The following is a 17,571-nucleotide window of genomic DNA, read 5'->3' on the forward strand; positions in this document are numbered from 1 at the left end:
GGGTCTCCGTCCCGGCGATCTTCATCGGCAGGCCTCCCCGCGGGGTATTCTCCGACAAGCGGGAGGGATGATGCGCAATCCACCTTGCCAGCCGGGATGATTGCTTTATGATAACGTTACCAAAGGCGGCGCGGGGATGCCGCGCCGGGTTTCGGCAGGGAGGAACGATGATTTCGGAAACGGATATCCGCTCCTACGCGGAAAACGGCTTCCTCGTGGTCCAGAATGTGCTGTCCGCGCAGGAGGTCGCGGCCTTGCGCGCGGTGACGGACGAGTTCATCGCCCGCTCGCGCGAGGTCAGCAGTCATGATGCCGTCTATGACCTGGAACCGGGCCACAGCGCGGCCGAGCCGCGGGTACGCCGGATCAAGACCCCGCATCTGCAGCATGCGGTCTATGACGGCATCGCCCGCCATCCCCGCATCCTCGAGATCCTGCGGAAGCTGGTCAGCCCGGCGATCCGCTTCGACACGTCCAAGCTCAACGTGAAGGCGGCGAATTACGGCGCCGCGGTCGAATGGCACCAGGACTGGGCCTTCTATCCCCACACCAACGACGATCTGGCCGCGGTCGGCGTCATGATGGACGACTGCGAGGTGGAGAACGGGCCTCTCCTGTGCATTCCAGGAAGCCACCGCGGGCCGGTGCTCGACCATCATTCGGACGGCGAGTTCTGCGGCGCCATCGATCCGTCGGCGGCGGACATCGATTTCGGCGCGGCGGTCCCGCTGACCGGCCCGGCGGGAAGCATCAGCATCCATCATGTCCGTACGATCCACGGATCGGCCACGAACGTCTCGTCCAAGCCGCGCCGCCTGCTGCTCTTCCAGTACCGCGCCGCCGACGCCTGGCCGCTGGTCGGTTCCCAGCAGCCGTCCTGGGGGGAATGGCAGGCGTTGATGCTGTGCGGCGACGACCCCCTGCTGACCCCCCGGTCGACCGCCGTGCCGGTCCGCCTGCCGCTGCCGCCGTCGCGTCATCAGGGCTCCATCTACGAGAATCAGCGGACCTTGAAGAACGCCTATTTCGCCAGGTCCAAGGCGGCCGTCTGATACGGTTTCCGGATGATCAGCATGATCATCCGGAAACCGAAAACCCGACAGATCAATGCCATAGGCATTGATTGAAAGGGTCATACCGAAACCGTTGCAACGGTTTCGGTATGACCGGCGGTTCATCGTCGACCCTCCCGGCGATCGGGCGACAGGCGGTGGAGCCCCGGCGCCGGGGATCGGGAGCTGCCGGGCCGCGGGGCCCGGCAGTCCGCCTCACCCCATCAGGCTCGGAAGGAACGTCGCGATGCCGGGAAACAGCATGACAAGCAGCAGCGCCGCGATCTGGAGCAGGATGAAGGGCAGCAGGCTGCTGAAGATCGTGTGCAGCTCGATCTCCGGCGGCGCGACGCTCTTCAGGTAGAAGGCCGCCGGGCCGAAGGGCGGGGTCAGGTACGACACCTGCATGTTCATGCAGAACAGCACGCCGAACCACACCGGATCGTAGCCCAGCGCCTTGATCACCGGCACGAAGATCGGCATGGTCAGCAGGCAGATGCCGATCCAGTCCATGACGAAACCCAGCACCAGCAGGATCCCCATCATCACCAGCAGGATGCCGAACGGCGGGAGCGGAAGGTCTCCGATCGTCTCGCGCAGGTAGGTCGTGCCGCCCATGATGTTGTAGATGCCGATGAAGGCGTTGGCGCCCAGGGTGAGCCAGATGATCACACCGACCGTGATCATCGTCCGCATGGCCGATTCCCGAAGCATCCTGAAGTTCAGCTCGCCCCGGGCCGCCGCGGCGATGATGGCGCCCAGCGCCCCCACGCCCGCGGACTCGGTGACCGAGGCGATGCCGCCATAGATGCTGCCCAGCACCCAGATCACCACCAGGATCGGCAGGACCAGGCCTTTCAGCAGCTTCATCTTCTGCCCGAACGGGATATCCAATTCCTCGCGCGGCGGGCGCGGGGCCAGCGCCGGGTTCAGGATGCAGCGGATCATGACATAGGCGATGTAGAACGCCGCGAGCAGCAGTCCCGGCAGCGCCGAGGCGAGGAACAGTTCGCTGATCGACACGCCGGCCGTCAGCCCGTAAACGATCAGGACGACCGACGGGGGTATCATGGTGCCGAGCGACCCCCCGGCGCAGATGATCCCGATGGCGAGCTTCCTGTCGTAGCCCAGGCGCATCATCTGGGGCAGCGCGATCAGGCCCAGCAGGACGATCTCCCCGCCGATGATTCCGGTCATGGCCGCCATGACCACCGCGACCAGGGTGGTCTGCACCGCGACCCCGCCCGGCAGGTTCCCGGCGAACAGGCGCATGGCGTCGTACAGGTCCCTGGCCACTCCCGACCGCTCCAGGATGCAGGCCATCAGGACGAACAGGGGAATCGCGACGAAGACGTATTCGTTGACGAAGCCATAGACGCGGCTCGCGACGAGCGGCAGCCCGGCGGGACCCAGCCAGGCCAGCGTGCAGCCGATGGCGAGGCTCATCGTGATCCATGCCAGCGGCACGCCGGCGATCATCAGGCCGATCATGATGGCGACGATGAGAAGGGAAATGGTTCCGATATCCACTAGATCGGCCCGCCTTCGCCGGGAGTGCCCTTGCCGGCCGGCGCCGCCGCGCCGCGACCGGTGAGTTCCCGGGCCACGAGGATCAGCAATTGAAGCAGCACGAGGACCGCCGCCACGGTGATCAGGGGCTTGATGATGGCCGGCGTCGGGGCATCCCAGGCACCGCCGGTGCGCTCGCCGATGGTGACGGCGCGCAGGCCGGACTTCCACGACGCCGCGACCAGGCCGGTCATGGCGAAGATGCCGACCAGATGGCCGAAGAGCTTCATAGCCCGTTTGACCCGCGGCGGAACGACGTCCTGGAGGCTGGTGACCGCGATGTGCGCCTCGGACTTGGTGACGGCGCCGCCGGACAGCAGGTACCCGACGGCGCACAGCAGGATGGTGAGGTCGAAGGACCAGGATGTCGGGGAATTGAGGATGTACCGCATCAGCACCTCGTAGGCGATGACCGGCACCGAAAGCATATAGAACCACGCCACGGCCCCACCGAGGAGGTCGTTCAGCCGTTCGATCCAGCGCATGGAGATCTCCCTGGAAGGGGAGCCCGGCCGTCGGGCCGGGCGGTCGGTACGGTCAGTCCTGGAGCAGGCCGATCCCCTTCATGAACTTCACCTGCGCGGCGTAGGCCTTTTCCGCCAGCGGATCGCCCTGTGCGTAGTCGCGCCACGCCTCGACTGCGATCGCTCGGAACTTGTCCCGCTCCGCCTGCGGCCAGTCCACCACGTCGATCCCCGCCGCGAGGTCGCGGGCGACGAGCTGGCGGTCGTTGATGTCGTTGCGCATGCGCAGGTCGTCGATCATCGCCCGGTACCAGACGTCGAGGATCGTCTTGTGCGAGGCGCTGAGCGCGTCGTAGGCGGCCTTGTTGACCGTGAAATGGATCAGCGGCATGGAATGGATGCCTGGATAGACCGGGTGCTGGGCGATCTTGTTGAAGCCCAGGCTGTCGTTCATCGTGTAGGTCGAGAAATCGGCCGCGTCGACCACGCCCTTGTCGATCCCGGAGAAGGTCTCCGCCGCCGGCAGCACGACGACCGACGCGCCCGCCCGCTTGAAGACCTCCGACGCCAGCCCTTCCGGTGCCCGGACCTTCTTTCCCTTGAAGTCCTCGACGCTCCGGATCGGCACCTTGGCCACGAAGGCTTCGCGGGCGATCGGGCTGCAGCCGATCACCTGGACGGTGCCGTCGGTGAACTTGTCGTAGGCTTCCTGAAGCAGTTCGCGGCCGCCGCCGTGATAGCAGAACATGCTGATCTGCTCGGGACGGTCATACCCGGCGATCAGGTCGCCGAGGATGGAGAACGCCTTGTTGCGTCCGGTGAAATAGGTGGTGGCGGTGATGTCGCCCTGCAGGATGCCCTGTCCGATGGCGTCCATGGTCTCGTTGTAGGGGACGACCGATCCGACGGGCGTCAGCTCGATCGTCAGCTTGCCGTCGGTCATCTCCGCCAGCCGGGGCAGCCAGTATTTCTCGATATCCGTATAGAAGGACTCGCCGGCGGTCATCGACGTCTGGACACGCCAGGTCTCGGCCTGGGCGGAGATCGTCGTGGCCGCCAGGGCCATGACGGACGCCAGCCCCGCGACGGCAAGCATGGAACACCTTGTTCTCGGCATTTTCCCCTCCCGTTATTTGTTTGTCCGTTATTCGTTGCTTGCCGGCTTTGGCCGGCGCAGTTCCTCCCGCTGCTTTCCCTGCCCGACCGGATCGGGCCTGACTGATCGGGCCTGTCTGGCGGCCCGGGTCAGGGACGACCGTGCCGTCTCGCTCGTTTCATCCTCAAAGATAACAATGGTAACGTCAACAATGAATATGCTGGAATGGTGTCAGCGGGAACCGCGCGGAGCCGGCCCGCAGGAGCTACGCAGGACCACCTGCGAGGGGAGGATTACCTGCTGCGGGGCCGCGGCCTGGGCGGTCAGCCGGCGCAGCATCAGGTCGGCGGCCAGTTGGCCGATTTCGTTGAAGTCGCGGACGATGCACGTGATCTCGGGGGTACAGACCAGGGCCATGTCGTCGGTGTCGATGCCGATGACCGACAGTTCGGCCGGAATGGCCCGGCCGAGGGCGCGCGATGCCAGGATGACGCCGCGCAGCAGGCGGTTGCCGTCGGCGATGATGGCGGTCGGCGGGGTCGGCCCCTCGAGCAGCGTCAGGGCCGGGACGCTGCCGGCGGCGGTCGCCGCCGAAACCTGCACGACCGTCGCGCAGGATTCGGCGATGCCGGCCTCGGCCGCGGCGGTCCTGAAGGCGGTGGACCGCTCGATCACCGGGCGGATGCGCAACTCGGGCACCAGGAGGGCGATGCGTCGATGGCCGAGCTGGACCAGATAGCGCACGACTTCGCGCATCGCCGTGGCATGGTCGCAGATCACCGAATCCACCTCGGCGTTCAGCGGCAAGGTCCGGTCGAGCACCACCACGGGCGTCTTGAAGCGGCGCAGGGTGGTCAGCAGCTCCGGGTCCGCCTCGTCGGACACGTACAGGACGACGCCGTCCACCTGCCTGGTCTGAAGCGACGCCAGCGCCTTCGCTTCGCGCACCGGGTTGAGCGCGCTGCTGGCCAGCAGCATGCCGAAGCCGGCTTCCGCCAGCCGCCGTTCGGCGGCCTGGGCGACGGCGGCGTTCGGATAGTTGGTCAGGTCGGGCACCAGGAAGCCGATCGTGCCGGTCAGGTTGGTCCGCATCGCCCGCGCCGCGAGGTTGGGCAGGTATCCCAGGCTGCGCATCGCTTCCTCCACGCGCAGGCGGGTGTCGGGGTGGACCAGCCCGGATCCGTTCGCCACCCGGGACACAGTGATGTTGGAGACGCCGGCCGCCTTGGCCACGTCCTTCAAAGTCGGGCGGTTCTGCATCCGGAAAAAGTCGCTTCTCGATGATGGGCAGCCGGCAGGAAACGTTCCTGAAGCCGATCCTGCGGATAGCCGGTATTCAACAGCAAGGGTAGAGACGATGCAAATCGAAGCGGTGGATTTCTTCTATGTCAAGATGCCCGACGTGACGACGGAGGGCGACGGCAGCCAGGACGCGCTGCTCGTCAGGGTCGCGGCCGGCGGCCATGTCGGATGGGGCGAATGCGAGGCGGCGCCGCTGGTCTCCATCGCCAGCCTCGTCTGCCCGCGCAGCCACGGCGCCTGCCAGCCGGTCATCGCCTCGGTCCTGGGCCAGACGTTCGACACGCCCGCCGACATCGCCCGCATCGCCCGGCTGGTGAAGCGCAACAGCCTGGACCTGCTGCAGACCGACCACACGCTGTCGGGGATCGAGATCGCCCTGTGGGACCTGCTCGGCAAGCGCCGCCAGGAGCCGGTCTGGCGTCTCCTGGGGTACGACCGCGCCTATGCCAAGAAGCCCTATGCTTCCGTCCTGTTCGGCGACACGCCGGACGAAACCCTGGAGAAGGCCCGCGGCATCCGGGCCCGGAGCTTCCAGGCCGCCAAGTTCGGCTGGGGTCCCTATGGTACCGGATCGGTCGACGCGGACCGCGACCAGGTCCACGCCGCGCGGGAGGGGCTGGGTCCGGACGGCATCCTGCTGATCGATGCCGGAACGGTTTGGGAGGACGACGTCCAGGCCGCCGCCGCCAGGCTTCCGGCCCTCGCCGAAGCGGGAGCGACGTGGCTCGAGGAACCCTTCGTCTCCGGCGCGATCGAGGCCTATGCGGCGCTTGCCCGGCAGTCGCCGGTCCGTCTCGCCGGCGGCGAGGGCTGCCATGACGTTCACATGGCCCGCCACATGATTGATGGCGCCGGCCTCGGCTTCGTCCAGATCGACACGGGGCGTATCGGCGGCATCGGTCCGGCCTTCGAGGTCGCGCGTCACGCCGCGGCCAGGGGCGTGACCTTCGTGAACCACACCTTCACGTCCAACCTGGCGCTCAGCGCGTCGCTCCAGCCGTTCGCGGGACTGGCCGGCCACGAGATCTGCGAATACCCGATCGAAACCAAGCCGGTCGCGCGCGACCTGACGGTGGAACGGCTGGCTCCCGACGCGGACGGGATGATCAGGCTGCCCGAACGGCCCGGCCTGGGCATGACGATCGATTTCGACACCGTGCGCCGCTATCTGGTCGAAGTGCGCATCGAGGTGGACGGGGCGACGCTCTACGAGACGCCACCGGTGCCGGCCGGCTGATCCGCCGGGCGCTTGCCGTCCGGCCAAGCTTATGGTTACGTTATCATCAAGAAGATCATACCGGACGGCGCAGCCCCCAGACGGCTGCGATCGGACCGGGCCGGGAGGAGGACGGGATGAAGATCATCGACGTGACCACGACCGTCGTGAACGCGGAGATGCGGAACTGGGTGTTCGTGAAGATCGCCACCGACCAGGGCCTGCACGGCTGGGGCGAGGCGACCCTGGAATGGAAGACCCGGGCCGTGGTCGGCGCCATCGAGGACCTGAAACCCATTCTGCTGGGCCGCGATCCCCGCGACATCCGGCAGAATGTCCGGGCGCTGGTCAAGCACGGCTTCTGGAAGGTCGGCGCCATCGGCATGACCGCGATCAGCGGCCTGGAACATGCCATGTGGGACATCTTCGGCAAGTCGGCCGGGCTGCCGGTCTGGCGCCTTCTCGGCGGCAAGGTGCGCGACCGGGTGCGCATATACACCCATCTCGGCCTGGGCGACATGCGCGCCGTCTATGGCGCGCTGGAAGCGGACCGGCTCGCGGAGTCGGCCGCCGGCCTCGTCGCGCTGGGCTATACGGCGTTCAAGGTCGTGCTCTCCCCCTATACCCACCATACCGTCACGGGAGAGGGGCTCCGGCTGGTCGAAACGACCATGGCGGCCTTGCGCGGGACGGTCGGCGACGACGTCGAGATCATGCTCGACTTCCATGGCCGGCCGGCATCGGCGAAGGCGGCGCTGCAATATGTGCGGGTGGTCGAGCCGTTCCGGCCGATGTTCGTCGAGGAGCCGATCCAGCCGGGCGACGTCCAGTCCCTGGCCGAGATCAGGCGGGCCGCCGCCTGTCCGATCGCGACCGGAGAGCGCCTGATCGGCCATGACGAGTTCGAGCCGGTCATCGCCGCCCGGGCGGTCGATATCGTCCAGCCCGACCTGAACCATTGCGGCGGCCTGCTCGAAGCGCAGGCCATAGCGGCCGCCGCGTCGGTCGCCGGTATCGGCGTGGCGCCGCACAATCCCAACGGCCCGATCGCCGCCGCGGCGGCCCTGCATTTCGCCGTCGCCACGCCCAACCACGTGATCCAGGAAGTCATGGACAAGTCCGTTCCCTGGTACGACGAGGTGCTGGTGCGGACCCCCGTACGGCGCGAGGGCGCTTGGTGGCTTCTGCCGGACGCCCCGGGCTTGGGCATCGAGGTCGACGAGGCGGCGGCGGCCCGCCATCCCTTCGAGCAGGAAGTCTTCGCATCCCTGGAGGCCGTGATGGACGACGGCACCATCGTCGACTGGTAATCCGGGGCCGCACCTTTCCGCCGCCCCTTTCCGCCGATCGCAAGTCCGTCGCCAGAGGAGTCGCCATGTCCGTCAGCCCAGGGACCGGTCCCGGTACGCTCGCCGGCATCCATCCGATCCTGTACGCCTTCTTCAATGCCGACGGCACGCTCGACCGGGGAGCGATGCGCCGTCAGGTCGACGCCCTGATCGCGATGGGGGCGCACGGCATCGCCGTGCTGGGACTGGCGACGGAGGTCCGCAGCCTGACGCCCGCCGAACGCCGCATGCTGATGGACTGGACCGCCGAGGATGTCGGCGGCAGGGTTCCCCTGGCGGTGACCATCTTCGAGCCCACGGCCGAGGCTCAGATCGCGGCGGCGCGCCATGCCCGCTCGGTCGGGGCGGACTGGCTGATCCTCCAGCCGCCGCCGGGTGCCGGCACGCCCGAGGACGACCTGGTCGATTTCTTCGGCACGGTCGGATCGGCCGTCGAACTGCCGTTCGCCATCCAGAACGCGCCCGAATATCTGGGGGTCGGGCTGACCGCGCCGGGGCTGCGGACCTTGGCGTCGAGATGCCCGCAGTTCCGCCTGCTGAAGGGCGAAGCGTCGGCCGTCGCCATCGCCGCCCTGATCGGGGACACCGGGGATCGGCTCACCGTCTTCAACGGCCGGGGCGGGCTGGAGATCGTCGACAATCTCGCGGCCGGCTGCGCCGGCATCATCCCGGCCCCGGACGTCGCCGATCGCCTGATCGGGATCCATGCCGCCTTCGCGGCCGGCGACGAGCACGGAGCGCGGGAGCGCTATGCCGAGATCCTTCCGGTGATCGTCTTCGTCATGCAGTCGATCGACAGCCTGCTGACCTATGGCAAGCTGCTTGCCGCCCGGCGGCTCGGCCTGCGCGACCCGGTCCAGCGGAACCCGGCGTTGAGGCCGACCGCCTTCGGCCTGTCCTGCCTGGATCGCTGGACCGGCCGGCTCGGCCGGTTCGAGTAACCGGGCGGCGCCAGCCGGACGGCAAGGTCATCGACCGCAGGTCGGAGCGACGCCCCGCCGGCGCTCCGGCCGGGACGTCCCTGGTCAGGATCCGTCCGGCGCGCGGGTTCCGAGAATCGCCAGAAGCGCGCGGTCCCGCTCCTGCTCCAGCTGCCCGATCGTCCGTCCCGCCGCCTCGCGGTCGACGCCGCCCACCACCTGGCGCTTCAGGTCCTCGTCCACCGTGGGCGTGCCCAGGTCGTTCCAGCGATGCATCTGGCTGGGGCCGAGATGGTCCAGGTAATGGGCGATGCCGCCGGCCCCTCCTCCCAGATGGTAGGTCATGAACGGCCCCATGACGGCCCAGCGCAGGCCGGGCCCGGCGGTGATCGCGGCATCCACGTCCTCGACGTCCGCGATGCCCTGCTCGACGATGTACAGCGCTTCCCGCCACAGGGCGGCCGTCAGGCGGTTGGCTATGTGGCCGGTCGCCTCGCGGTTCAGGATCACCGGACGCTTGCCGATCGCCGCGTAGAATTCCGCCGCCCGGCGGCAGGCGTCGGGTTCGCCGACCAGTTCCACCAGCGGCACCAGGTGCGGCGGATTGAACGGGTGGGCGATCACGACGCGGCCCGGATCGGCGCAGTCCCGCACCATCCGGCTGCGCAGCAGCGACGAGGTGCTGGACGCGATCAGCGCTCCCTTCGGTGCGGCCCGGTCGAGCCGGGCCAGCAGGTCGATCTTCAGGTCCAGCCGCTCGGGCGCGTTCTCCTGGACGAAGTCCGCGTCCCGCACCGCCTCCTCCGGCCCGTCCCGGAAGGTCAGCCGGCCCTGTCCGCGCAGGCCCAGCCGGGCCAGCACCGGCCGGATGGCCTCGACCGCGGCCTCCAGGCGGCCGCCGGCGCCGGGCGCCGGGTCGGTCGCCGCCACGTCGAGGCCGCAGCCCAGGAACAGCGCCGTCCAGCTCGCCCCGACGGTGCCGGTCCCGACGACGGCGACACGGCGGATCCCGGTGTCCGATATGTTCATGTCCATGTTCCTGTCTCCCGCTTCCGTCATCCGCGCCCGGCCGCCAGGGGGACCGGCCGCCGCCCCATGCCGAACGCCAGGACGAGCATCACGCCCGCCAGGATCGGACCGATCCACCAGGGCAGGATCGCCAGCGCCCCGACGGCCACGAAGAACGCCGTGTCCAGCACCCGCCGGGCGAAGATCCGCATGCCGCCCAGCAGGCAGGAGGTGGCGACCACCAGGATCAGCCCCGACACGGCGGCCTCGGCGATCTGCATCGCGCCGCCGAAGCCCAGCATTCCGGGATACAGGAAGAACATGAACGGGATCATGTAGGTCACCGCCGCCAGGCGGACCGCCTCGACCGCGACCGGCATCCAGTTCGTCTGCGCGATCCCGGAGGCGACGAAGACGGCGACGCAGACCGGCGGCGTGATCACCGAGATGGTCGCGAAATAGAACACGAACATGTGCGCGACCAGCGGCTCCACCCCGGCGGCGACCAGCGCCGGCGCCAGCACCGCCGCGACCAGCACGTAGGCCGCGGTGGTCGGAATGCCCATCCCCATGACCAGGCAGACGCCCGCGACGATCAGCGCGACCAGGAAGAGCGAGTTGCCCGCGACGGCGACGATCAGCGAGGACAGGGTGACGCCGATTCCGGTCATGTTGATCATCGATACCAGGATCTGCGCCCCGGCCAGCAGAACGCCGATGATCACCAGCCCGCGGCCGGCGTCGCCCAGGCCCTCGACGATGCGGGCGGCGATGTCGCGCGGCCGGTCGACCCCCGCCCGGGTCGCCACGAATCCGGCCAGCAGCCCGACGATTCCGAAGAAGGCCGCGGTCTGGATCGAGCGTCCGGTCAGGATGCCGAAGAAGAGGCCGCCCAGGGCGGCGGCGATCGGCAGCATCCGGCGCGGGGCGAGGATCGACGGCCAGGACGGCAATTCCTCGTCCGGCACGATCCGCAGGCCCCGCTGGACCGCCACCACATGGACGGTGGCGAACACGGCGGCGTAGAAGAAGATCGCGGGCAGCAGGGCGGCGACCGCGATGGTCAGGTAGCTGGTGCCCAGGATCTCGGCCATGACGAAGGCGGCGGCGCCCAGGATCGGCGGCGCGATCTGCCCGCCGGTGGAGGCGACCGCTTCCACCGCGGCCGCGAAGGCCGGCGGATAGCCCAGGCGCTTCATCATCGGGATCGTGAAGTTGCCCGTCGTGGCGACGTTGGCGACGGCGCTGCCGCTGACCATGCCGAACAGGCCGGAGGCGATGGTCGCGATCTTGGCGGCGCCCCCCGGACTGCGGCCGCCGACCCGCATGGCCAGATCGATGAAGGCCTGTCCGCCGCCGGTATGCAGAAGCAGGCTGCCGAACAGGACGAAGGCGGCGATCGTGGTGGCCGCGACGCCCAGCAGCATGCCCCAGATCCCCAGATCGCCCAGGAACAGGGTCTCGGTCACGAAGGCCTGGTCGAAGCCGCGATGACCCAGCCGGCCGGGAATCGCGTCGCCGAACAGGGCATACGCGAGTCCGAGCGTCACCAGTCCCGGGAAGACCCATCCGATCGCGCGGCGCGACAGCTCCAGGATGGTCAGCACGAGCCCCGCCGTCAGCGCCATGTCGAGCGGGGTCGCCCAGGGCAGGGCCGACATGATGTCGGCATAGTTCACCACGATGTAGCCGCACGCGAAGACGGTGACCGCCGCCAGGGCGAGATCGACGGCGATGCCGGCGGGACGCCAGCGGCGCCCCTCCCCCAGCGGATAGACCAGCAGCCCGAGGCAGACGACCAGGGCAAGGAAGATCGCCCGCTGGACCAGGCTCTCGTAGGGGCCGAACGCCGAGGTGTAGAGGATGAACGCGCCCACCGCCACGGCCAGCGCGGTCGCTGCCTTCCGTCTCATCGGGATGCTCCGGTCACGACTTCGGCCTGATCGCGTCGGGGATCTCGACGCCCTTCTCCCGGAAATAGCGGGCCGCTCCGGGGTGAAGCGGAACGGTGCCGTTCTCCATGGTCAGTTCGGTCAGGTCGACGCCCTTCAGGTCGGCCAGGGCGTTGGCCTGCACCGTGGTGTCCTCCATGGCCGCCTTGGTGATCCGGTATGCCGTCTCCTCGTCCATGCCGGGGGAGGCGTGGACCGCCAGGCCGAAGCTCCAGGTCGTGTAGGCCGGAACGCCGTCGGCCGCACCGGCCGGGATCTCGATCACCGAGATGTCGGGGCTTCCTTTCCGCAGGATCTCCGCCTGCTCCCCGGTCAGCGACAGCACCTTGACCGGCGTCAGCGTGGAGATGTCCAGGCTGGACGCGTCCAGCTTGCTGCCGACGCCCGACTTGGCGTAGCCGACCAGGCGATTGTCCTTGATCATGTCGACCACGTCGGTGGTCGAGCCGCGGACAAGGTCGGGGGAGATGCCGAGCGCCTCCAAGACCGCTTCGGTGGTCTGTTCGGTCGCCGAACCCCGGATGCCGGGATTGAACCGCTTGCCCTCCAGTCCGGCCAGGCTGTCCACGCCCGCGTCGGCGCGGACCACGACGTTCTGGGGCGCCACCGAATAGACCCACAGCAGGCGGTTGTCGATCGGCCGGCCCTTGAAGTCCCGTTCGCCGGCATAGGCGTGCTGGCCGACATTGGTGGTGACCAGCCCCAGGTCGATCTGATCGCGCGCGATCCGGCGCAGGTTGTCGACGGTGGCGCCCGTCTCGACGACCGACGCCTCGACCCCCGGCACCTGGTCGTTGATCAGCTTGGCGAGCGACACGAAATAGCCGTACTGGCTGGACGAGGCGGAAGTCGAGCCGATCAGCAGCTTCCCCCCGCCCTGGGCTTGGGCGACGCCGCCCGCCAGCAGCATGGAAGCCGCCACGGCGGATGCGAGCAGGACCTTCTTGAGCAGCATTCTTCTCTCCCTTGGTTCTTTTGGTTGCGCTTACCGGCCGGATGGCGTCAGCCCGTTCCCGACAGCAGGCCCTCCGGGATCTCGACCGTCAGGGTCAGCAGCAGGAACGACAGCGTCTTGCCGTGGCCGTCGAGGTTCAAGCTCTGGTTGACCCCGCCGTCGAGCACGTCGTCGATCACGAAGTTCAAGGCTCCCAGGTTCGGCAGCACGTGGCGGCTGATCCTCCCCGGGCATCGGTGGGCGAACAGGGCGCGTACCCGATCCTCGGTGACCTGCTCGACGAGGGGGGCGAACAGTTCCGGCCTGAAGGCGATGACGCTCGCGTTGAGCCGGTTCCCCTTGTCGCCGGTCCTGGCGTGGGCCACGGCATGCAGCGGGACCGTAACCGTTCCGGAGGACGGTTCGCCCGGCGTCGCGGTCTCAGGCATGGGACGTCTCCAGCATGGTGAAACGGGCTTCGACCGCCGCGCGCGGCAGGTAGGCGGAGGCGGTGTTGATGCGCGGGCGGACCGAGGTCCGCACGCCGCCGCCGCCGGCCGGACCGCAGGTATAGAGGGCCAGGACCTCCTGCGCGCCCCGCTCGGCCGACCGGCGGTCGGGAGCGGCGACCGCCAGCCTGACCCGGACATCGTCGCCGGCGGCCCCGGCATGCCCGTCCAGGCGACGTCCGGCATCGTCGCCGAACACGCTGGTGACGCCGATGATGTCACCGCGCCAGGCGCAGCCCGGCGGTATCCGCCGGGCCAGCACGTCCAGGGCGAGGCGGGCGCGGGCCGCCGCGTTCGGTCCGGCATAGGAGATTTCGCCCTCGCCCAGCCAGCCGCCCTCGTAGCAGACGGTCGCCTTAAGGGTTTCCGGCCGGGGCCGCCCGCGCGCGCCGGCGACGGCCACCCGGTCCGGACCGACCTGCTCGACCGTGACGCCGGTGATGTCCAGCACCACGTCCGGCGTCAGGTAGCCGGCCGGATCGTGGACCTCGTAGAGGATCTGCTCCTTCACCGTCGCCGGGGTCACGCAGCCGCCGGTGCCGGCCGCCTTGGTGATCGTGAAGCCGCCGTCCGCAGTCATCTCGGCGATGGGGAAACCGATATCATGGGCGTCGGGAACGTCCTTGCGGCCGGGATCCGCGAAGTACCCGCCCGACACCTGGGCACCGCACTCGAGCAGGTGCCCCGCCAGCGTGCCGGCGGCGAGCCGGTCCCAGTCGTCCCAGTCCCAGCCGAAATGATGGACCAGCGGCCCCAGCGCCAGCGCCGGATCGGCGACCCTGCCGGTGACGACGATGTCCGCCCCGGCGTCCAGCGCCTCCGCGATGGCGCGGGCGCCGAGATAGAGGTTCGCCGCGACGGGGCGGCCGTCGAGCGGCGGCTCGCAACGCACGCTCTCCAGCAGGGCGACGGTCTCGGCGCTCTCCAGCAGGTCGTCGCCCCGGACCACGGCGATCCGCGCCTGCCCGACCCCCTGGCGCGCGGCGATCTCCGCGATCAGCCGCGCCGCGCCGGCCGGATCGGCCGCCCCGAAATTGCCGATGATGCGGACCCCGTTCCGGACGCAGCGGGCGAGCACCGGCTCCAGCAGAAGTTCAAGCAACGGCTCCCAGCCGGCGCCGCCGCTCCGGCGCGCCAGCTGCGCCAGCGCCAGGGTCCGCTCGCCCAGGGTCTCGAAGATGATCGCCGAGGGGCCGCCTGCCGCGATCAGCGTGTCGACCACCGGGCCCGGGGCGTCGAGCCGATCGCCCGAGAAGCCGGCGCCGCTGCCGATCCTGAACACGTCCGCTTCCAAGGTACCCTCCCACGGGTCGTTCTGATTTGTTGTTTCAGCAAACCGTCTTCCGTGTTAGTTTTCAAATTAATTTATCTGATGAATTGATAAGTTATGAAAAACAATGTCACGCTGCGGCAGCTCGAGGCCTTCCTGGCGATCGCCGCCACCGGCAGCTTCCACGAGGCGGCGGAACAGGTCGGCCTGTCCCAACCGGCGGTGAGCCTGTCGATCCAGCGCCTGGAGGAGGCGGTCGGCGCCCGGTTGCTCGACCGCACCACCCGGACGGTTTCGCTCAGCCCCGAGGGGCGGGAGTTCGAGCAGGTCGCGCGCACGCTGGTCAATGACTGGGCCGCCGCCTTCTCGGGAATCCACGACCTGATCACCAAGCGGCGCGGGCGGGTCGCGGTGGCGACGCTGCCCTCGGTCGCCGCATCGCTGCTGCCGCGGGCCGTGGCGGGCTTCTCCACGGAATATCCCGGCATCGACGTGGTCGTCCGCGACGTCCTGGCCGACGAGGTCCTCGATCTCGTCAAGTCGGGCAAAGCCGACCTCGGCATCTCCGTCGATCCGGGGGAGACCGAGGGCCTGAGCTTCGAGCCGCTGCTGACCGACCGGTTCGTCGCCCTGCTGCCCGGCGGGCACGGGCTCCTGGAACAGCCCCGGCTGGACTGGGCCGACCTGGCCGCCTACCCGGTGATCGCCATGTCCCGCACGACCAGCGTGCGTCAGCATCTGGACAGGCTCCAGGGTCACGGCGTGCGGCGGCTGGACTTCCGGTACGAGGTCGATCACCTGGCCACCGTGGCGGGAATGGTGGCGGCCGGGCTGGGCGTGTCCGCCCTGCCCTCGCTTTGCCTTCCGGTGGTGCTGCGCGGCGGCTTGGCCTGGCGGCCGCTCGGCGGGCCGGTGGTCGACCGGCGCATGGGCGTGATCCGGCGGGCCAGGAGCTCGCTGTCGGTCGCGGCCGGAGCCTTCGGGCAGGCGGTCCGGACGGCCATGGCCGATCCCGCCGGGCTGGGACCCGGCCATCCCGAGATGACGATCCACGAAATCGGATCCTGAACACCCCAGCGGAAGGAAAATGGCACCTTGAACGGAGGAAAGCACGACATGAGGCCGGTCTCGATCATGGTGGCGCCGAACGGCGCCCGGCGGACCAGGGACGACCACCCGGCCCTGCCGATGACCGCCCGCGACCTGGCCGACGCGGCGGCGCGCTGCCTGGCGGCGGGCGCCGCGATGATCCACGTGCATGTCCGGGACGACGCCGGCGGCCACGTCCTCGACGCGTCCCGATACCGCGACGCCTTCGCGGCGATCCGGGACGCGGTCGGCGACGGCCTGGTCCTCCAGGCCACGACCGAGGCGGTGGGACGCTACGCGCCGGAGCAGCAGATGGCCCTGGTCCGCGACCTGCGGCCGGAGGCGGTTTCGATCGCCCTCCGGGAACTCGTTCCCGACGCCGCCTCCGAGCCGGCCGCCGCCGCCTTCCTCGGCTGGCTGGCCGGAGAGCCGATCGCCCCCCAGTTCATCCTCTACTCGCCGGACGAGATCGGCCGGTTCGATGACCTGCGGCGTCGCGGCGTCATGCCCGACCGGTTCCGGGACGTGCTGTTCGTGCTCGGCCGCTATACCGAGAACCAGCAGTCCGATCCGGCGGACCTGCTGCCCTTCGTCGCGGCCAACGTGGAGCGGCATCCGTGGACCGTCTGCGCCTTCGGGCGCAACGAACTCGCCTCCGCGGCGGCGGCGATGGTTCTGGGCGGCGACGTGCGCGTCGGATTCGAGAACAACCTGCACCTGAGGGACGGGACCCTGGCGCCGGACAACGCGGCCCTGGTCGCCCAGGCCGTCCGGGCGGCCGAGGCGGTGGGAGCGGCCTGCATCGACGGTCCCGCCGCGCGGGACCGGCTGCGGCGTCCGCCGTCCTGACGGCGGACGGGGGAACCGGCCGGGCGGACGATCCCCGGGTTCCCGGACCGGGGCCGCCCCAAGGCCGCCGGGCTTCGGGCCGGTTCACTTCAGGATCGTTCTCACCTTGTCGGCGACGCCGTTGCCGATCGCCCTGTGGGCGGCCGCCGTGAGGTGGATGCCGTCGACCCCGTCGGTCGCCGTCAACGTGCCGACGTCAAGGAACCCGGCCCCGGCCGCTTCCGCGACCGCCTCGTAGTAGGCTGGCAGGGCCTTCGACTTCTCGATCCCGCCCGCGAACCGTTCGGCCCGCTCCGGGGGCGCCACCGTGCCGAGCGGAGGCGGACAGAGGATCAGGACCCTGGGTGCGGGATAGGATGTGCCGACCCCGCCCTTGGACTGGTTCACGATGTCGGCCAGCTTGCCCACCCCGAGCGCGATCCGCAACGGCGAGCGGTTGAACATCTTCTTCAGATCGTTGGTGCCGAGCATGATGACGACCAGATCGAGCGGCAGGTGGCTGGCGATCGCGGCCGGCAGATAGGCCGACCCGTCGAGGCCGGCCCCGGAGATCTGCGGCAGCGTCGGGTCGGGCAGGTCGGTCGTGCGCGCGCTCAACCCCTCGTCGATGACCTCGTAGCCCGGCCCGAGCGCCGCCCGGAGCACGCCCGGCCACCGGACGTCCTCGGGGTAGCGGGTGGTCGGGCCGCTTTCGACGGGAACATAGCCCCAGGTGTTGGAATCGCCGTAGACCATGATGCGCTTGGTTGCCCCCTCGGCCGCCTGCGCGGCGCTCCCGCCGAGCAGCATCAGGGCCGTGACCGTCCCGATCAGGCCGCGTTGAAAGGCCGACATGAACCGGCGCCGTGTGATGTGCATGATCCCCCCTTGCCATCAGCATCGAATAGTTGCGGACCGATTATTACAGTCCAATCGCAGGTTTGACCATGTTCCAAATGGCCCGGATCTGCCGAGGGGGCGGCATTACCCGCATCGTAGTAATGGCAGGAAAA

Annotated in this window: 16 protein-coding genes; 6 read left to right on the top strand and 10 right to left on the bottom strand. The window is 69.3% G+C overall.

Going from position 1 to position 17,571, the window contains the following annotated elements:
• Positions 1 to 167: 167 nt before the first annotated feature.
• Positions 168 to 1,052, top strand: a complete 885-nt coding sequence (locus tag JL100_RS31315; protein WP_202684202.1) for a phytanoyl-CoA dioxygenase family protein — start codon at positions 168 to 170, stop codon at positions 1,050 to 1,052.
• A 216-nt stretch (positions 1,053 to 1,268) separates the two neighbouring features.
• Here the strand turns inward: JL100_RS31315 and JL100_RS31320 are convergent, their stop codons facing one another.
• From JL100_RS31320 to JL100_RS31335, 4 genes are all read right to left on the bottom strand, one after another.
• Positions 1,269 to 2,582, bottom strand: a complete 1,314-nt coding sequence (locus JL100_RS31320; RefSeq protein WP_323378619.1) for a TRAP transporter large permease — start codon at positions 2,580 to 2,582, stop codon at positions 1,269 to 1,271.
• A complete protein-coding gene (locus tag JL100_RS31325) occupies positions 2,582 to 3,106 on the bottom strand; it encodes a TRAP transporter small permease subunit (protein ID WP_202684201.1) in 525 nt (174 codons plus the stop codon). The genes JL100_RS31320 and JL100_RS31325 overlap by 1 nt, the downstream gene beginning before the upstream one ends.
• A gap of 52 nt (positions 3,107 to 3,158) precedes the next feature.
• On the bottom strand, positions 3,159 to 4,202 hold the full coding sequence (locus tag JL100_RS31330; RefSeq protein ID WP_228421656.1) for a TRAP transporter substrate-binding protein: 1,044 nt from the start codon (positions 4,200 to 4,202) through the stop codon (positions 3,159 to 3,161).
• A gap of 210 nt (positions 4,203 to 4,412) precedes the next feature.
• Positions 4,413 to 5,441, bottom strand: coding sequence for a LacI family DNA-binding transcriptional regulator (locus tag JL100_RS31335; RefSeq protein WP_202684199.1), 1,029 nt, complete (start codon positions 5,439 to 5,441; stop codon positions 4,413 to 4,415).
• 97 nt (positions 5,442 to 5,538) lie between these two features.
• On the opposite strand from JL100_RS31335, the gene JL100_RS31340 reads away from it, so the two are divergent.
• The 3 genes from JL100_RS31340 to JL100_RS31350 all read left to right on the top strand — a co-directional run bounded on the left by JL100_RS31340 (position 5,539) and on the right by JL100_RS31350 (position 8,989).
• On the top strand, positions 5,539 to 6,720 hold the full coding sequence (locus JL100_RS31340) for a mandelate racemase/muconate lactonizing enzyme family protein (RefSeq protein ID WP_202684198.1): 1,182 nt from the start codon (positions 5,539 to 5,541) through the stop codon (positions 6,718 to 6,720).
• A 116-nt stretch (positions 6,721 to 6,836) separates the two neighbouring features.
• Positions 6,837 to 8,009, top strand: coding sequence for an enolase C-terminal domain-like protein (locus JL100_RS31345; protein ID WP_202684197.1), 1,173 nt, complete (start codon positions 6,837 to 6,839; stop codon positions 8,007 to 8,009).
• Between the two features lie 65 nt (positions 8,010 to 8,074).
• Positions 8,075 to 8,989 (top strand): dihydrodipicolinate synthase family protein, encoded by a 915-nt coding sequence (locus tag JL100_RS31350; RefSeq protein ID WP_202684196.1) that lies wholly within the window; start codon positions 8,075 to 8,077, stop codon positions 8,987 to 8,989.
• A gap of 84 nt (positions 8,990 to 9,073) precedes the next feature.
• On the opposite strand, the gene JL100_RS31355 is transcribed toward JL100_RS31350, so the two are convergent.
• Genes JL100_RS31355 through JL100_RS31375 form a run of 5 tightly spaced genes read right to left on the bottom strand, consistent with a single transcriptional unit; the run spans position 9,074 to position 14,665 of the window.
• Positions 9,074 to 9,997 carry a 3-hydroxyacyl-CoA dehydrogenase NAD-binding domain-containing protein gene (locus tag JL100_RS31355; RefSeq protein WP_211113177.1) on the bottom strand — a complete coding sequence of 308 codons (924 nt, stop codon included), beginning with the start codon at positions 9,995 to 9,997 and terminating at the stop codon, positions 9,074 to 9,076.
• 26 nt (positions 9,998 to 10,023) lie between these two features.
• Complete coding sequence (locus JL100_RS31360; RefSeq protein ID WP_202684195.1) at positions 10,024 to 11,889, bottom strand: TRAP transporter permease; 1,866 nt, start codon at positions 11,887 to 11,889, stop codon at positions 10,024 to 10,026.
• A 13-nt stretch (positions 11,890 to 11,902) separates the two neighbouring features.
• Positions 11,903 to 12,883 (bottom strand): TAXI family TRAP transporter solute-binding subunit, encoded by a 981-nt coding sequence (locus JL100_RS31365; protein WP_202684194.1) that lies wholly within the window; start codon positions 12,881 to 12,883, stop codon positions 11,903 to 11,905.
• Positions 12,884 to 12,930: 47 nt separating this feature from the next.
• Complete coding sequence (locus JL100_RS31370; protein WP_202684193.1) at positions 12,931 to 13,311, bottom strand: AtuA-related protein; 381 nt, start codon at positions 13,309 to 13,311, stop codon at positions 12,931 to 12,933.
• Positions 13,304 to 14,665 (bottom strand): acyclic terpene utilization AtuA family protein, encoded by a 1,362-nt coding sequence (locus tag JL100_RS31375; protein ID WP_202684192.1) that lies wholly within the window; start codon positions 14,663 to 14,665, stop codon positions 13,304 to 13,306. Before JL100_RS31375 ends, JL100_RS31370 begins: the two co-directional genes overlap by 8 nt.
• Positions 14,666 to 14,758: 93 nt before the next feature.
• Here JL100_RS31375 and JL100_RS31380 point away from each other — a divergent pair, with 93 nt between their 5' ends.
• A complete protein-coding gene (locus JL100_RS31380; protein WP_202684191.1) occupies positions 14,759 to 15,709 on the top strand; it encodes a LysR family transcriptional regulator in 951 nt (316 codons plus the stop codon).
• Between the two features lie 48 nt (positions 15,710 to 15,757).
• A complete protein-coding gene (locus JL100_RS31385; RefSeq protein WP_202684190.1) occupies positions 15,758 to 16,579 on the top strand; it encodes a BKACE family enzyme in 822 nt (273 codons plus the stop codon).
• Between the two features lie 84 nt (positions 16,580 to 16,663).
• Here JL100_RS31385 and JL100_RS31390 read toward each other — a convergent pair whose 3' ends face one another.
• The gene (locus JL100_RS31390) at positions 16,664 to 17,368 is read right to left on the bottom strand and encodes an SGNH/GDSL hydrolase family protein (RefSeq protein ID WP_202684232.1); all 705 of its coding nucleotides are present in this window, start codon (positions 17,366 to 17,368) and stop codon (positions 16,664 to 16,666) included.
• Positions 17,369 to 17,571: the final 203 nt, after the last annotated feature.

This window comes from Skermanella mucosa (genome assembly GCF_016765655.2).
Lineage (GTDB): Bacteria > Pseudomonadota > Alphaproteobacteria > Azospirillales > Azospirillaceae > Skermanella > Skermanella mucosa.